At 74.3% G+C, this 15,065-nt stretch carries 15 protein-coding genes; 9 read left to right on the top strand and 6 right to left on the bottom strand.

The window, feature by feature from the left end; genetic code table 11:
* Window positions 1–5 precede the first annotated feature (5 nt).
* A complete protein-coding gene (locus EDM22_RS04750; RefSeq protein WP_122935911.1) occupies window positions 6–953 on the bottom strand; it encodes a LysR family transcriptional regulator in 948 nt (315 codons plus the stop codon).
* A 137-nt stretch (window positions 954–1,090) separates the two neighbouring features.
* On the opposite strand from EDM22_RS04750, the gene EDM22_RS20150 reads away from it, so the two are divergent.
* From EDM22_RS20150 to EDM22_RS04780, 7 genes are all read left to right on the top strand, one after another.
* Entirely contained in the window at window positions 1,091–1,222 is a 132-nt protein-coding gene (locus EDM22_RS20150) for a hypothetical protein (protein ID WP_281274059.1), read from the top strand.
* Between the two features lie 190 nt (window positions 1,223–1,412).
* A complete protein-coding gene (gene pyrE / locus EDM22_RS04755; protein ID WP_170964019.1) occupies window positions 1,413–1,961 on the top strand; it encodes an orotate phosphoribosyltransferase in 549 nt (182 codons plus the stop codon).
* Window positions 1,958–4,783 (top strand): hypothetical protein, encoded by a 2,826-nt coding sequence (locus EDM22_RS04760; protein WP_122935913.1) that lies wholly within the window; start codon window positions 1,958–1,960, stop codon window positions 4,781–4,783. Before pyrE ends, EDM22_RS04760 begins: the two co-directional genes overlap by 4 nt.
* Before the next feature lies 1 nt (window position 4,784).
* Window positions 4,785–5,846 carry a ribokinase gene (locus tag EDM22_RS04765; RefSeq protein ID WP_122935914.1) on the top strand — a complete coding sequence of 354 codons (1,062 nt, stop codon included), beginning with the start codon at window positions 4,785–4,787 and terminating at the stop codon, window positions 5,844–5,846.
* Window positions 5,843–6,790: a nucleoside hydrolase gene (locus EDM22_RS04770; protein ID WP_122935915.1), complete on the top strand. Its 948-nt coding sequence runs from the start codon at window positions 5,843–5,845 to the stop codon at window positions 6,788–6,790. Before EDM22_RS04765 ends, EDM22_RS04770 begins: the two co-directional genes overlap by 4 nt.
* Before the next feature lie 121 nt (window positions 6,791–6,911).
* A complete protein-coding gene (locus tag EDM22_RS04775) occupies window positions 6,912–7,091 on the top strand; it encodes a hypothetical protein (RefSeq protein WP_122935916.1) in 180 nt (59 codons plus the stop codon).
* A 105-nt stretch (window positions 7,092–7,196) separates the two neighbouring features.
* On the top strand, window positions 7,197–7,385 hold the full coding sequence (locus EDM22_RS04780) for a hypothetical protein (RefSeq protein WP_122935917.1): 189 nt from the start codon (window positions 7,197–7,199) through the stop codon (window positions 7,383–7,385).
* Between the two features lie 18 nt (window positions 7,386–7,403).
* On the opposite strand, the gene EDM22_RS04785 is transcribed toward EDM22_RS04780, so the two are convergent.
* The 4 genes from EDM22_RS04785 to EDM22_RS04800 all read right to left on the bottom strand — a co-directional run bounded on the left by EDM22_RS04785 (window position 7,404) and on the right by EDM22_RS04800 (window position 12,112).
* The gene (locus tag EDM22_RS04785; RefSeq protein WP_122935918.1) at window positions 7,404–8,207 is read right to left on the bottom strand and encodes an HAD-IIA family hydrolase; all 804 of its coding nucleotides are present in this window, start codon (window positions 8,205–8,207) and stop codon (window positions 7,404–7,406) included.
* Between the two features lie 98 nt (window positions 8,208–8,305).
* Entirely contained in the window at window positions 8,306–9,952 is a 1,647-nt protein-coding gene (locus EDM22_RS04790) for an FAD-dependent oxidoreductase (RefSeq protein WP_122935919.1), read from the bottom strand.
* A gap of 50 nt (window positions 9,953–10,002) precedes the next feature.
* Complete coding sequence (locus tag EDM22_RS04795; RefSeq protein ID WP_122935920.1) at window positions 10,003–10,689, bottom strand: metal-dependent transcriptional regulator; 687 nt, start codon at window positions 10,687–10,689, stop codon at window positions 10,003–10,005.
* A 70-nt stretch (window positions 10,690–10,759) separates the two neighbouring features.
* Complete coding sequence (locus EDM22_RS04800) at window positions 10,760–12,112, bottom strand: Nramp family divalent metal transporter (RefSeq protein WP_122935941.1); 1,353 nt, start codon at window positions 12,110–12,112, stop codon at window positions 10,760–10,762.
* A 208-nt stretch (window positions 12,113–12,320) separates the two neighbouring features.
* On the opposite strand from EDM22_RS04800, the gene EDM22_RS04805 reads away from it, so the two are divergent.
* A complete protein-coding gene (locus EDM22_RS04805; protein WP_122935921.1) occupies window positions 12,321–12,998 on the top strand; it encodes a TrmH family RNA methyltransferase in 678 nt (225 codons plus the stop codon).
* On the opposite strand, the gene EDM22_RS04810 is transcribed toward EDM22_RS04805, so the two are convergent.
* Entirely contained in the window at window positions 12,961–14,364 is a 1,404-nt protein-coding gene (locus EDM22_RS04810; protein WP_122935922.1) for an MFS transporter, read from the bottom strand. The genes EDM22_RS04805 and EDM22_RS04810 overlap by 38 nt on opposite strands.
* A 54-nt stretch (window positions 14,365–14,418) precedes the next feature.
* Between EDM22_RS04810 and EDM22_RS04815 the strand changes: the two genes are divergently transcribed.
* The coding region (locus EDM22_RS04815) for a TetR/AcrR family transcriptional regulator (RefSeq protein WP_122935923.1) at window positions 14,419–15,065 on the top strand (647 nt) is incomplete at its 3' end.

Genomic DNA, 15,065 nt, shown 5'->3' on the forward strand with positions numbered 1-15,065 from the left:
GGATGCTACCCGCGTGCGGCGGCGAGCATGCCGCGCGAGGGGTGGCCGTGCGCCTGCTCGAGGCGCGCGGCGCGGGCCACGATCACGTCGAGCACGGTGCGCACGGCGAGGCGCTCCGCGACATCCGGACGCAGCAGCGCGAAGATCTGGCGCACCGAGGTGACGCCGCGCAGCGGCTTGAGCACGATGCCCGCAGAGACGTTGCCCGAGGTGTACCGGGGCATCAGCGCGATGCCGAGCCCGGCCTGGATGAAGGCCTCCATGATGCGCATGTCGCTGAAGCGCTGCGAGATGACGAGGCGATGACCTCCCTGCTGCTCGACCGCGTGCAGGATGCGCTCGAACGGGTATCCCGGCGGCACGCCCAGCCAGGTCTCGTCGACGAGGTCGTCGGGGGTCACGTGCGATCGCGTCGCGAGCCGATGGCCGGCGGGGAGGCCGATGTCGAGCGGTTCGGTCAGCAGCGGCACGGCTCGGAGGCCGCGGCCGCCCCAGGGCAACTCGCCGGGCATGGTGTGGGCGAGCACGATGTCGTAGTCGTTCGTGAGGTCGGCGAACTCGGCGAGCTCGGGGTCGAGGTCGGTGGCGCGCACGACGAGGCCCGCCACGCTCGAGAGGTCGGCGATGACCGAGGGCAGCAGCGTCGCACCCACGGTGGGGAAGGTGAGGAGCGAGACCTCGCCGCTCGGGTGGTTGCGGAACTCGTCCCACAGGGCGGAGGCCCGTTCGAGCGCGATCGCGACGTCGGCGGCGCTGCGGGCGAGGGCGTGCCCGGCGCTCGTGAGCACGAGGCCCCGGCCGCTGCGTTCGGTGAGCGGCATGCCGGCCTCGCGCTCGAGCACCTTGAGCTGCTGCGACACCGCTGACGGCGTGCGGCCGGTGGCCTCGGCGACGGCCGTGACGCTGCCGCGTTCGGCGAGTTCCCTGAGCAGGTCGAGACGACGCACATCCATGTAGCCACGCTACATGATCAGTGAAGGATTGTGAGCTTGTGCTGCATGGTTTTCGGCGCGACAATGGACATGTCGAACACGTGCAACGGCGCATGGGTCACTCGACCACTCCCCGAATTCCCGTGAAAGGAACCGCCGTGTTCAGCCTCATCGCCCTCATCGCCCTCATCGCCATCGTCTCGGTCTCCGGCATCGTCGCGTCGGTCGTCGTGACCGCCCGCGACGGATATCGCCGCGCCCCCGAGGAGACCTTCGCCCGCACCGTCTGAGTCGGGTGATCGTCGGGGCTCCGCGCCCCGTGCAGGGCCGCCGGGCGGGGGAGGGACACCCCGCAGGGCGGCCCTTCGTCGTCCCCCGGTGCTTCGCCGCGGCCGTGGGTGCGCGGCGAACGCCGGCCGAGGCGGCCGACCGGGAAGATCCGACCCTGACCGCCCAGCGGGCACGTCGTAGAGTATTCGGGTGACCGACGCACGCCAGCAGCTCATCGACTACATCGCCTCCGACGCGGTCTTCCACGGCGACTTCACGCTGACGAGCGGCCAGAAGGCGACCTACTACGTCGACCTGCGCAAGGTCAGCCTCGACCACCGGGTCGCCCCGCTCATCGGCCAGGTCATGCTCGACCTCATCGCCGACGTGCCCGACGTGGCCGCCGTCGGCGGAATGACCATGGGCGCCGACCCCATCGCCACCGCAGTGCTGCACCAGGGCGCCGCGCGGGGCCTCGCCTACGACGCGTTCGTGGTGCGCAAGGAGCCCAAGGACCACGGCCGCGGCAAGCAGGTCGAGGGCCCGGATGTCGCGGGCAAGCGCGTGATCGTGCTGGAGGACACCTCCACCACCGGGGGCTCGCCCCTCAAGGCGATCGAGGCGCTCCGCGCGGCGGGCGCAGAGGTCGCGGCCGTCGCCGTCGTCGTCGATCGCGCCACCGGCGCTCGTGAGGTGATCGAGGCGGCGGGCGTGCCGTACCTCGCTGCGATCGGATTGCAGGACCTGGGGCTCGCATGACCGGACGCGACGGGCGCGACGACGCGAACGACTTCGAGAGCACCGACTGGCTCCTCGCCCAGCTCGGGCAGGGCCGCCGCCCCGATCTCGAGGGCCACGACGCGCCTCCTCCCGTCGCCGAGCCGTCCGTCGAACCGGCCGCCGAGCCCATCGCGCCGCCGCCCGCGGCGGAGGTCGAGGCGGAGCCCGTCGATCCGCGTGCGCGCCGCAGCGAAGAGACCCTCGACTGGTTCTCGCTCGCCGAGCCCGCTCCCAGCTCGTCGGATGCCGCGACCCGGGCGCTGCCCGTCGTGGGCGAGCCGATCGAGCCGCGTGCCGAGCCGGCGCCGCCGGCGGCATCCGCCCCGGTCGCCCAACCCACCTGGACCCCGCCCAGCGGCGTACGACCCCCGTCGTTGCCGCAGTCCCCGCCGCCGGTCGAACCGTCGCGGCTGACCGCGGTCGAACCGCCGGTCGGCGCCCCGCCCGTGACGCCGCCCGCCGCGGCGCCGCCGGTCGCACCCGTCGACGCACCGCCCGTGGTTCCGCCGGGCCCGGTCACCCCGACCGCGAGCTTCGCGCTCACGTGGGGCGACGGCCCCATCGACTCCGAGGAAGGTCTCCGTGAGGCGTTCCGCCGGCTCGCGGGGCCGTCGGGCGAGCAGGGTCCGGATGCCGCGGCCACGCCCGCGCCCGCGGAGCCGCCCTCGCAGCCCGAGTCGCCCACGCAGTCGCCCGCCGCTCCGCCGCCGGTCGTCGACGAGCCGTTCACGGCGTACACGCCGCCGCACGCGTCCAGCAGCTCCTTCTCCCCGGCGCAGCCTCCCCCCTCGGCACCGCGCAGCTGGGACGAGATCGCCGCGGCCGCGGCAGCGACTCCGCTCGCCGCAGAACCCGCCCCCGGGGCGGCCGCCGAGCCGGCCCCGGAACCGCAGGCGCCGGCGCAGGCCGGACCGGCAGGCGACGATGGCCTCGCGCAGGAGCTCTGGGCGGCGCTCAACGAGCCCGTCGCGCCGTCGCCCGCGCCCGAGCCGCCGACTGCGTCTCCGGCTGCGCCCCAGACTCCGCCTCCTGCTCCGGCCACGCCGGACGTCCCCCCTGCCTTCCAGGCGTTCGGAGCCTTCGGGGACTTCGGCGCCGCGGTGGCCGCCGAACCGCCGAACGTCGAGCCGCCGAACGTCGAGCCCCCGCAGCCCGAGACGCCGGCCCAGCCCGAGATTCCGGCGCCGCCCCGAAGCCGGTTCTCCTCCTTCGCCGACGACACGTTCGAGCCGCCCGTCCGCGATCCGTTCGAACGGCAGCCGCACGCCGGCGCCTCGCAGCCCGGAGACGATCCGTTCGACCAGCTCCTGCCGGTCCGCGACGCCGAGCTCCCCGGCCCGCCCGTGCCGCAGACGCCGCCGCACCAGTCGTTCACCCCGGCATCCTTCGGCACCGCGAGCCCCGTCGACGACCTCCTCGCGGCCCTGGGCGGCGCGACGCACGGTCATGATCGCGGCACGTTCGGCCAGGCGGCGATCGACGACGTGCCCGTCGACGTGCCCGACCGGGCCGCGAATCCGCTGACGGGTCCGATCGCGCTGGCGTTCACGGAGCTCGGACTGGCCTTCGGCGACACGGCCGTGCGCAGTGCGCGCGGCGACGAGCGCGCGGCGGCGGGCCGAAACGATGGCGACGCCGGCGACCGCGACGACAGCGACTCCGCGGAGTCCTCGATCGCCCGCCAGATCGCCGAGACGGGCTACTTCTGGAACCTCACGCCCGATCCCGCGGGCGTCGACCCCAAGGCGCCGCAGGACGACGCGGAGGCGGCCGCCGGTCGCCGACGGGCCGCTGCGGGCGAGGCCGAGCCGGAACCCGAACCCGACGAGTTCGACCCGTTCGCGCACACGCGACCCGACTCCGACCCCGCGAACCCGCTCACCGACCCGTTCGGAATGCGGCTGGTCTTCGGCGACGAGCGGGTGCCGCCGGCAGCGGCCGCTGCTGCGGCCGCATCCGACGCCGACTGGCGCGGCGGCCCCGACACGGCCGCCCCGGCGCCGGGCGCGTCGGGCGACCCGCTCGCGTCGCTCTTCGGCGCCGGCACGGGTCCCGTCGACGCCCCCTTCCCCGATTCCCAGCCCGACCCGTGGGCCACCGCGGGCTACGGCGCCGTCGCAGGCGCCGCCGCCTCGCCGGTGGCTCGGCCCGCCGCCCCCGCAACCGCAGCCGGTCCCGCCGGGCCGGGCGCTCCGGTCGCACCGACGTCGCCGCGGACCGGCGGAAGCGGCGGTGGTGGCAGGAGTCCCGCGCGGATCCTCGCGTGGATCGCGGGCGGACTCGTCGCGGCCCTCGTGCTCGCGGGGCTGTTCTTCCTCGGCACCCAGCTCACGGGCGGCGCGCGCACCGCGACATCCGCATCGGAGTCGGCGGCCCCCTCGACGCCGGCCGCCGCACCCGAGCCGACGGCGCCCCAGCCGGTGGGCGTGCACGCGTGGAACACGCTGTTCGGCGGCGAGTGCCTCGACCCGTTCACCGACCCGTGGGCGCAGGAGTTCACCGTCGTCGACTGCACGGTTCCGCACGCGGCCCAGCTCGTGTACCGAGGCACGCTCCCCGGCGATGCCGCCGCGCCGTTCCCCGGCGAGGCCGAGCTGGCCGCGCAGATGCCCGCGCTGTGCAGCGCCGCGGGCATCTTCGACCTCAGCGTCGCGTCCCTGGTGAACGACCTGCAGGTGCAGGGCACGTTCCCCCTCGCCGACCAATGGGCCGACGGCAACCGCACGTACTACTGCTTCGCGAATCGCACGAGCGGCCAGCCGCTCACGGCGAGCGTGCAGGGCCCGGGCCCGCAGGCCTGACGTGGCGGCAGCGGGTTCGTCGTCGGTCGTCGGCGCACACGGCGCACTTCCCGATGCCGCCGACCCTCGCCGAGGCCGTGTCGTCGTGTTCGGGTCGGTGAACGTCGACGTCACGAGCTACGTGCGGTCGTTCCCCGCCCCGGGTGAGACGGTGCACTCCCGCGGCTTCGCGATCGGGCTCGGCGGCAAGGGGGCGAACCAGGCCGTCGCCGCGCACCTCGCGGGCGCCCGCGTCGAGCTGGTCGCGCGCCTCGGCGACGACCCGAACGCGTCGGTGGCGCTCGGCGTCTTCGCCCGCTTCGGCCTCCCGGTCGGCACGGTCGAGCGGATGCCGCGGGCCGCGACGGGCGTCGCCCAGATCACCGTCGCCGACTCCGGGGAGAACACGATCGTGGTCACCGCGGGCGCCAACGAACTCGTGACTCCCGAGGTCGTGCACGACGAGCGCGAGCGGATCGCCGCCGCCGACATCGTGCTCACGCAGGGCGAGCTCCCGGTCGCCACGATCGAGCGGCTCGCGGCGGAGTGCGGCATGCGCAGCATCCGCTTCGTGCTCAACCTCGCCCCGCCCGTGTCGGTGTCGACGGCGGCGCTCGCCGTGTGCGACCCGCTCGTCGTCAACGAGCACGAGGCGCGAGCGGCGGGCATCGGCGCCGCCGTGGCCGACGACGCACCGGTCGAGGCATGGCGCGACGCCGCCGCGGCCGCGGTGGGCACCGTGGCGCGGTCGGTCGTCGTGACCCTGGGACCGGCCGGTGCGGTCGCCGCGAGCTCCGAGGGTGCGTGGGTGGTGCCCGCGTCGCGAGTCGACGCCGTCGACACCACCGGAGCCGGGGATGCCGCGACGGGCTCGCTCGCGGCGATGCTCGCCGAGGGGCGTCCGCTCGCCGAGGCGCTCCGCATCGCGGTCGCGGCCGGCACGCTCGCCGTGCAGGGGCGCGGTACCGTCGACTCCTACGCGTCGCGCGCGGAGGTGCTCGCCGCCGCATCGCCCGCATCCGCCGTCGAACCCCGACCCGCCCTTCGGCCGACGCCGGAGTCCGAGGAGCCCGCCACCCCATGAGCATCCCCGTCATCGTCGACTGCGACCCCGGGCACGACGACGTCTTCGCGCTGTGGCTGGCCGCGGGGCATCCGGCGCTCGACCTGCTCGCGGTGACCACCGTCGGCGGCAACGTGCCGATCGAGCACACGAGCCGCAACGCGCGCGTCGCGCTCTTGGTCGCCGGCGTGACCGACGTGCCCGTCGCGGCCGGCGCCCCGGGGCCCATGTCGCGCGAGCTGTCGACCGCCGAGTGGATCCACGGCGAGAACGGGCTCGGCGGCCCCGAGCTGCCCGACCCCGACGCGGGCGACGCCCCGGTGCGTCTCGACCCGCGCGGCGCGACGGAGCTCATGGCCGACACGATCGCCGCGGCATCCGAGCCGGTGGCCATCGTCGCTACGGGGCCCATCACGAACGTCGCCGTGCTGCTGCGCGATCGCCCCGACGTCGCCGACCGGATCCGCGAGATCGTGTGGATGGGCGGCTCGACCGGGCGCGGCAACGTCACGCCGTACGCCGAGTTCAACGCGTGGGTCGACCCCGAGGCGCTCGACCTCGTGCTGCGCAGCGGCATCCGATTCACCATGGTCGGCCTCAACGTGACGCACCGTGCGCTCGTGACGCCCGCCGTGCGCGAGCGGCTCGCGGCCGTCGGCACCCGTACGGCAGCGTTCGGCGACGAGCTGCTCGAGTACTTCTGCCGTACGAACGCCGAGGTGTTCGACCTGCCCGACGGGCCGCTGCACGACCCCGTCGCCGTCGCGGTGCTGGCCGACCCCGAGAGCGTGGGCGTCGTGCACACCCGCCTCGACGTGGAGCTGCTGGGCACCGAGACGGTCGGGGCGACGAGCGTCGACCTCGACGGCATGCTCGCGCGCGAGCCCAACGCGTGGGTCGCCACCACGCTCGACGCCGACCGGTTCTGGCAGCAGCTGGCACTCGCGCTCGGCCGCCTCGCCTGAGCGGGCGCATCCCGATCCGCAAACGGCAGGACGCGGTCCGATCGCCCCGCGTGCCACTCGTCCTCGCGCGAGTGCACCACGATTCCCGCGCGGCTACCGTGAATCACGGGGGTGGGCGACGATGGATTGGACGTTCTGGGTCGGCCTCGCGGCGATCGCCGGCCTGTGGGGGCTCACGCAGTGGGCCTTCTCGTGGCGCCGGCATTCCGACAGGGCCCGAGGGCGCAATTCCGAGCAGGCCGACGGTATCGCCGACGCCGAACGGCAGCGGGAGCGCGGCCGTTTCTGGGCGGGCTCGTAGGGCCCGACTCGAGCTCGCCGGTGTGCCCGGCGTCGCCTGAGCCGGCGCGGGAGCCGGAGCCGACGCTCAGGTGCGCGGCCTATCCTGTTGGCTGGAGGTGGAGCGGTGGACTGGACGTTCTGGGTGTTCGGGGTGCTGATCCTCGGCATGCTCGTCTACACGCAGTGGGCGTTCAACGAGCGGCGCTGGTCGCGCAAGCCACGGCCCGAACACGAGCGGCCCATCGACGTGGTCGAGGTGGTCGACGAGCCGGGCGACGCCCCCGGGCTGCCGGGCGGCACCGACCGCAGCTGAGCGGGGCCGGTCGCGTCGCTAGAGCTCGACCTCGACGGGCTCGCGCACGACGAGTTCGTGCACGCCCGCGAGGATCTCCTCGGGCCGGAACGGGTACTTCTCGATCTCGGCCTCGTCGCTGATGCCCGTCATCACGAGGATCGTGTGCAGGCCGGCCTCGATGCCCGCGACGATGTCGGTGTCCATGCGGTCGCCGATCATCGCGGTGTTCTCGGAGTGCGCGCCGATCTTGTTGAGCGCCGAGCGGAACATCATCGGGTTCGGCTTGCCCACCACGTAGGGCTCCCTGCCGGTGGCCTTCGTGATGAGCGCCGCGATGGCGCCCGTGGCGGGCAGCGGCCCCTCGGCGCTCGGGCCTGTGGCATCCGGATTGGTCACGATGAACCGCGAGCCGTTGCCGATGAGCCGGATCGCCTTCGTGATCGCCTCGAAGGAGTAGTTGCGGGTCTCGCCGACGACGACGAAGTCGGGGTCGGTCTCGGTCATCACGAAGCCCGCCTCGTGCAGCGCCGTGAGGATGCCGGCCTCGCCGATGACGAACGCCGTGCCGCCGGGCAGCTGCTGCTTGAGGAAGTCCGCCGTCGCGAGCGCGCTCGTCCAGATGCGGTCCTCGGGCACGTGCAGGCCGCTCGCCCGCAGCCGAGCCGAGAGGTCGCGCGCCGTGAAGATCGAGTTGTTCGTGAGCACGAGGTAGGGGGTGCCCGCGTCCTCCCACTGCTGCAGCAGCTCGGCCGCGCCGGGCAGGGCGTGGTTCTCGTGCACGAGCACGCCGTCCATGTCGGTGAGCCAGCACTCGACCTCGTCACGATCCCGCTTCGCCATGCGCCAAGCCTAGAGCGCCAGTATCACGGTTGCGTGAACAGCGGATGCCGCGGACGCGCGTTCAGTCGGGCACCCCACCGCTCGCCGGGGCGAGGACGTCAGGCGAACACCTCGGCCGCGGCGAGCGCACGGTGCACGGATGCCACGGCGCTGGAGCCCTCGCCGACCGCCGCGGCGACGCGCTTCATCGAGCCCCGGCGCACGTCGCCCGCGGCGAACACCCGGGGGATCGACGTCTCGAAGGGCAGCGGCATCCGCCCCAGTTCGCGCCACGCGTCGCCGAGGCCGATGACGTCGGCGCCCGTGTGCACGAAGCCGTGCTCGTCGCGCTCGACGCCCGTGAGCCAGTCGGTGGCGGGCTCCGCGCCGATGAAGCAGAACAGGGCGCTGCACGGCACCGTGCCGTCGACCCCGCCGCTCAGCGTGACCCGGTCGAGCTCGTCGTCGCCGTGCAGCCCGACGACCTGCGTGCCGGTGTGCACGTCGATGCGCGAGTCCTCGACGAGGCGGTCCACGAGGTAGCTCGACATCTGGCTGCCGAGCTCGTTCGATCGCACGACGAGGCGCACGCGGCATCCGGTGGAGGCGAGGGCCAGCGCGGCCTGGCCCGCGGAGTTGGCTCCGCCGACCACGACGACCTCGGCCCCCGCGGCCTGGCGCAGTTCGAGCGCCGTGGCCGCGTAGTAGATGCCGGCGCCCTCGAACTCCTTCCAGCGGTCGAGGGGGAGCGAGCGGTACGCGACGCCGGTGGTGACCACGACGGCGCGGGCGCGCACGGTCACGCCGTCGGCGAGTGTGAGCTGCAGCGCGTCGGGAGTCGGGTCGAGTCGCCCGGCCTCGCATGGCGCGACGACGCGCACGCCGAACTTGAACGCCTGCAGCGAGGCCTGCGCCGTGAGCGCGTCGCCGCTGACGCCGAACGGGAAGCCGAGGTAGTTCTCGATGCGCGACGTCGACGCGGACTGGCCGCCGGGGGCCACGGCGTCGAGCAGCACCGTGCGCAAGCCCTCGGAGGCGCCGTAGATCGCCGCGGCGAGCCCGGCCGGCCCCGCGCCGACGACGGCGAGGTCGACCGCGAGATCGTCCTCGGCGGTGTACGCGAGCCCGAGCATCTCGGCGAGCTGCCCCGGCGTCGCGTGCGGCACGCGCTCGCCCTGCACGATCGCGATCGGAAGGTCGTCGATCGCGTATCCGTGCACCGCGAAGGCCTCGGCCGTGGCGGGGTCGTCGGCGTCGACCCACGTGTGCACGAGGCCGAGCCGTTCGGCGTAGCGGCGCAGGGCCATCGCCTCGCGCGACCGCGAGGAGCCGATGAGCTTCAGGGTCCAGGCCGCGGGGCCGCTGCGGAGCTCCTCGCGGCGCGCCCAGAGGGTGCGCAGCATGAGGTCGCAGAGCTCGTCGTCCTCGGCCATCATGCGTTGCAGGGCCTCGTGGTCGACACGGAGCATGCGGCCGGGCTCGGCCACGCGAGCCGTGAGGAAGGCGCGCTGCCCGTTGAGCAGCCCGAGCTCGCCCACGAACGAGCGCGGGCCGAGCGTCGCGATGATCGTCTCCCCGACCCAGGCGAGGGGCTCGCGCACGACGTCGACGGCGCCGCTCTCGACGAGGATGAGGTCGTACCAGGCCTCGCCCGACTGGAAGAGCACGTCGCCGGGCTGGGCCTCGACGGGCACGCCGTAGCGTCGCATCCGGTCCCACTGCGCGTCGGTCAGCTCGGGCGTGCTTCGCGTCGATTCGGCTCCCATCACCCCATCGTGCCCGACGGAGGCGACGAACGGGAGGGCTGCCGGGAAGGTCAGGCCGTGATCCAGATCGCCTCGGCGGCCGTGCGGGGGAGGGCGAGCTGCTGTCCGCCGAGGGTGACGACGACGGATGCCTCGGCCTCGGCGCCCGCGGCGTCGACGGCGTCTGCGGCATCCGCGACCCGCAGCTCGCTGCCCGGGCCGATGCTCGCCTCGTCGAGGTCGCGCAGCATGGCGGGGTCGCGGTCGCTGATGCGGATGACCCGCCCCACGTGGCCCGCCGCCGCCTCGTCGAGCCGCACGGCGGGCTCCGAGGCGAGGGTGCCGTCGACGCCGGGGATCGCGTCGCCGTGCGGGTCGCGCTCGGGGCGTCCGAGGCGCGCGTCGATCGCGTCGAGCAGTCGGTCCGAGATCGCGTGCTCGAGCACCTCGGCCTCGTCGTGCACCTCGTCCCACGAGTAGCCCATCTCGCGCACGAGCCACGTCTCGATGAGCCGGTGGCGTCGCACGACCGCGAGCGCGCGTGCGCGCCCGGCATCCGTGAGCCGGATCGCACCGTAGGGCACGTGCGCGACGAGCCCCTGCGCGGCCATCTTCTTGACCATCTCGGTGACCGACGAGGGCGCGACGCCGAGCCGGGCGGCGAGCACCGACGGCGTGATGGCGTCGGGCTGCCACTCGGTGTGCGAGTACACCGTCTTCAGGTAGTCCTCGATGGCGGGGCTGTTGGCTGCGGGCATCGGCCTCAGGATACCGGCGGGGCGGTGCGCAGGGGCGACGGGCGGGCGCCGGGCGCGCGGCATCCCCTCGTCAGGCGCCGGTGAGCAGGAGCCAGAGCAGCACGCCGTTGAGCGTGATGAGGAACGCGGATGCCGCGATGCCGGCCGCCGTCGTCGCCCAGTGGTTGCGCCAGCGCCCGAGCACGCCGGCCCGCGCCGTGAGCATCACGAGCGGCACGAGCGCGAACGGGATGCCGAACGAGAGCACCACCTGGCTGAGCACGAGCGAGAGGGTGGGGTCGAAGCCCAGCCAGAGGATCGCGATGGCGGGCACGAGCGTGATGAGGCGCCGGGCGATGAGGGGGATGCGCACGTGCAGCAGGCCCTGCATGATCTCGGCGCCCGCGTACGCGCCCACCGACGTCGATGCGAGTCCTGACGCGAGGAGTCCGACCGCGAAGAGAGTGGCGATGACCGGGCCGAGCGACACCTCGAGCGCCGCGTACGCGCCCTCGAGGCTGTCGGTGCCCGCGACGCCCGAGAGGTTCACGGCGGCGAGCAGCAGGATGCAGAGGTTCACGGTGCCCGCGATCGCCATGGCGATCGACACGTCCCAGCGGGTCGCGCGCACGAGGGTGTCGGTCGGCAGCGCGGTCGAGGTGCCGGGCGCCGCGGCATCCGCCTCCGACCGCGCCGGGCCCTCGCTCACGACGAGCGCCGCGAATCCGCGACGCAGCAGGCCGCCAGTCGGCGTCGCGAGGGGGGCGGGCGCGGCCGACTGGCGGGTCACGAAGCGATCGCGGCTGAGCGCCGAGTGCGCGTAGATCGCGTGCGGCATGATCGTGGCGCCGAGGATCGAGGCGGCGAGCAGCACCGAGTTCGCGCCCTCGAAGCGGGGCACGAGGCCGCCGAGCAGCGCCGCGGGATCGGGCGGAGCCACGAACACGCCCACCGTGAAGCCGATCGCGATGATCGCGAGGAGCCCGATGATGACGAACTCGAACGTGCGCGGCCCACGACGCGACTGCACCATGAGCAGCACGATCGAGACGCCGCCCGTGATGAGGCCGCCCCAGATGAGCGGCACGCCGAACAGCAGGTTGAGCGCCACCGCGCCGCCGATGACCTCGGCGAGGTCGGTCGCCATCGCGACGAGCTCGGCCTGCAGCCAGTACGCACGTCGCCCCCAGCGGTTGCGGATGCGGCGGCCGAGCACCTCGGGCAGGCTCTCGCCGGTGACGATGCCGAGCTTCGCCGAGAGGTACTGGATGAGCCACGCCATCACGTTGCCGAGCACGACGACCCACACGAGCAGGTAGCCGTACTGCGCGCCGGCGGTCATGTTGCTCGCGACGTTGCCGGGGTCGAGGTAGGCGACGCCGGCGACGAGGGCGGGGCCGATCAGCCAGGCGACGCGACCGACGGATGCCGCGCGGCGGGGCATCGCGGTGCGCGCCGCGGAGCCCGACGCGTCGGGTGCGGGGCGTGCGTCGTCGGTCAGGGTCGCGCCCGCGTCCTGCGCGGCGGAGACGGGGCCGGGCTCGCCATCGAGTGGTTTCGGCATACCGAAATCGTACACAGTTTTCGGTGTGCCGAAAACCGGTCCCGCGGGGATTCCGCACGCCCGGACCGGCACGGGCTAGCGTGGTCGCGTGACCGACGAGTCGAGCGGCGCCGAGCCCGGAGCCGCGTATCCCGAGCCCGAGCACCCCGAGCCCACGCTCCCCCATGGTGCGCCGCCCTGGCCCGGCGGGCCCGAGGCGTGGCCTGCCGACCCGCACTACGACCCCGCGCTGCTCGAATCCGGCGACGCCCGCAACGTGATCGACCGGTACCGCTACTGGCGCATGGAGGCGATCGTCGCGGACCTCGACGCGCACCGCCATCCGTTCCACGTCGCGATCGAGAACTGGCAGCACGACCTCAACATCGGCTCGATCGTGCGCACCGCGAACGCGTTCGCGGCCGAGACCGTGCACATCATCGGACGCCGCCGCTGGAACAGGCGCGGCGCGATGGTCACCGACCGCTACCAGCACCTGCTCCACCATCCGGGTGTCGCCGACTTCGTCGACTGGGCCCGAGCGGCGTCACTGCCGATCATCGCGGTCGACAACGTCGACGGCTCACGTCCGGTCGACGAGGTGGACCTGCCCGAGCGCTGCGTGCTGCTCTTCGGTCAGGAGGGGCCGGGCCTCAGCGACGAGGCGCTCGCCGCGGCCGACCTCGTGGTGGAGATCACCCAGTACGGGTCGACGCGGTCGATCAACGCGAGTGCCGCGGCGGCCATCGTCATGCACGAGTGGGTGCGCAGGCACGCTCGGCGCTGACGGGTGCGCCGGGGAGGGCGGGCGACGCGGTCGCGGGCGCGGGTGCGGAGGTCGCGGGCCCCGCGGCATCCGCCCGGCTCGCGGCACGCGCGCGACGTCGCGCCAGGCGCACGACGAGGAGCCCCGAGCCGATGACGATCGCCACCACCACCGCGGTGCCGCCGAAGAGGGCGAGCGGGCCGCCCGACTCGTAGGCCAGCCCCGAGAGCGCCGCGGCGATCGCCGCCGTGAGCAGCCCGAACGCGCGCATGAGGCCCTGCGACGCGCCGGCGCGGCCCGCCGGCACCGCCTGCGCCATCGCGGCCGCCGCTCCGATGAACGCGAGCGCCTGCCCGCTCGACTCCACGAAGCCGATGCCCGTGGCGACCCACGGATTGCCGATCACGCCGTAGAGCGCCACGATCGGCACGAGCACGACGGCCCCGCGCACGAACGCCGACACGCCGCCGATGCGGTCGGCGAGGCGCCCCGCCCAGCCGGCGAGCAGCGCGTACGGCACCGCGAAGAGGGTGTAGCTCAGCGCCGTGAGCGCCTCGCTCGCACCGATGTCGGTCATGAAGCGCGGCCAGATGCCGTCGTAGGCGCCCGTCGGCACCATCACGGCACCGTAGAGCAGCAGGATGCCCACGACGAGCGGGGAGCGCAGCAGGTCGAGGCTGATCCGCGGGGGCCGAGCGGGCGCTGTCGCCGGCGGGGTCGTGCCGGGGGCGACGAATGCCGCGGCGGCGCCGTGCGCGAAGGCCGGCGTCGCGGCATCCGCACCGACGGCCGTGCGCTCGCGGAACGTGAGCGCGACGGGCACGACCGCGACGAGCACCGCGGCCGCGGACCACGCGAGGATCGCACCGGGCGCGGCCACGGCGATCGCGAGGCCCGACGCGAGCGGCCCCAGGGCGATCCCGCCGAGTTCCGCCGCGCCCAGCCGGCCGAGCGATTCGCCGGCGCGCATCGGGTCGGCGCGCACGATGAGGGCGCTCGCCGCGGCCATGAAGACGCCGAAGCCGAAGCCGTCGACCGCGCGGCCGGCGACGAGGTGCCACGTCTCGGTGGCGAGGGCGGAGCCGACGAGGCCGGCGACCATGAGGAGCACGCCCACGACGCCCATCGTGCGCGCACGGCCGCGGTCGGCGTAGGGCGCGACGATGAGCTCGGCGGCGAGGGAGGCCGCGAATCCGGCCGCGGCGACGAACCCGATCTCGGTGGTCGTGATGCCGAGTCGCTCCTGCAGGGTGGGCAGCAGTGGGAAGATCACCATGGCGCCCGACGACATGAGCACGGTCGCCGCGACGACGCCCGCGGTCAGCCGGCGGCGGTACCGCTCGGCCGACGCGTCGCGGTGGCCCCCCGCCCGCCCTCTTGTACGCATGGACAATAGGCTAGCAGCCGTTGGCCGTCCGGACAAGAGCGGTAGGATCAAGGGATGGCGACCCGACTCGACCCGGCGCAGCGGCGGGAGCAGATCCTGTCGGCCACGATCCGCCTCGTGGCCCGCGACGGCTTCGCCTCGGTCACCCTGCGCGACGTCGCTGCAGAGGTCGGCGTCGTGCACGGGCTCATCCGACACTACTTCCCCACGCGCGAGCAGCTCGTGGCCGCCGCCTTCGAGTCGGCGGTGCTCGCCGACATCGAGGAGGACGAGGAGCTCGCCGAGCGGGTCGAGCCCGTGACCGCCCTCGGCGACTGGCTCATGTCGACCCCGCGCGAGCACTACATGGTGTGGATCGACGCCTGGAGCGAGGCGCCGCGCAATCCCGAGCTGCTCGACGCGCTCACCCGCCACCACCGCGACTGCGAGGGCCGGCTCGCGCGCATCATCGAGCGGCTCGCGGACTCGGGTCGCGGCGCGAGCGAGGACCCGGCTGCGGATGCGCGCATGCTCACGGCCCTCACCGACGGCATCGCCGTGCAGCTGCACGCGATCGGCATCGTCGACCGGGCGGAGGCCGATCGGCTCGTGTTCACGGCCGCCGAGGACCGCCTCGGGCTCGCGCGCGGCACCCTCGCCGGCGCCCGGCCCACCGCGACGCGCGGGCAGTGGGCGGCCGAGCCGGCCGCGTCGCGCGGCGA

Origin of the sequence: Agromyces tardus (assembly GCF_003710805.1) — a bacterium.
GTDB classification, from domain to species: Bacteria; Actinomycetota; Actinomycetes; order Actinomycetales; family Microbacteriaceae; genus Agromyces; species Agromyces tardus.